The sequence below is a fragment of the Shewanella gelidimarina genome (genome assembly GCF_023283945.1).
GTDB classification, from domain to species: domain Bacteria; phylum Pseudomonadota; class Gammaproteobacteria; order Enterobacterales; family Shewanellaceae; genus Shewanella; species Shewanella gelidimarina.
Window position 1 is genome coordinate 1 of sequence record NZ_JAKIKW010000074.1, and the last position, 560, is coordinate 560.

A 560-nucleotide genomic window follows, 5' to 3' on the forward strand; every position below is an offset into this window, starting at 1 on the left:
CCTTCATCAGGTGACGCCCAAGGGCCAGATTGAATGTGCGCTAAATGTACAGGAATGGCGCCTAAGCGGAACATCTCATACATACCTTCGCCCGTGGCACCAGGTGCGTTTGTACAACCCACTTCAGCCGTTAACGTTGGATCTTGCGCCATACGTAAATCAACGTTCTGGGCAAAGCCACCCGTTGCCATAATCACGCCACGCTTGGCACGGATATTAAGAACTTTACCTGGCTGGTCTTCTTCAAAGTGATAGTTTTCGCGCATTTTAACGCCAACAACTTCGCCTTGTTCACCGACTAAGAAACCTTCGAACTTAGCGCGGTTATGAGTATGAACACCGAGTTTACGACATTCATTAAGTAGCGGTTGAGTAATACCAGCACCACAACTGACGGTAGTTTGATAAGTACGTGCTACCGAGTGACCGCCTAATTGCTGCAGATAAGGATGGAATTCAGAGCCTGCATCTAAGGTCATTTGCAGTGCTTCTACTGCATGCGAAGCCACGTGACGAAGTAAAGCTTCATCAGCGATACCACGGCCAGATTTAAGCTGATC

The 560-nt window shown here is 48.4% G+C and carries 1 pseudogene; it reads right to left on the reverse strand.

Annotated elements, in window-relative coordinates:
* Positions 1-560, reverse strand: a pseudogene (gene ardA / locus L2729_RS21565) (acrylate reductase flavoprotein subunit ArdA); the annotation flags it as partial.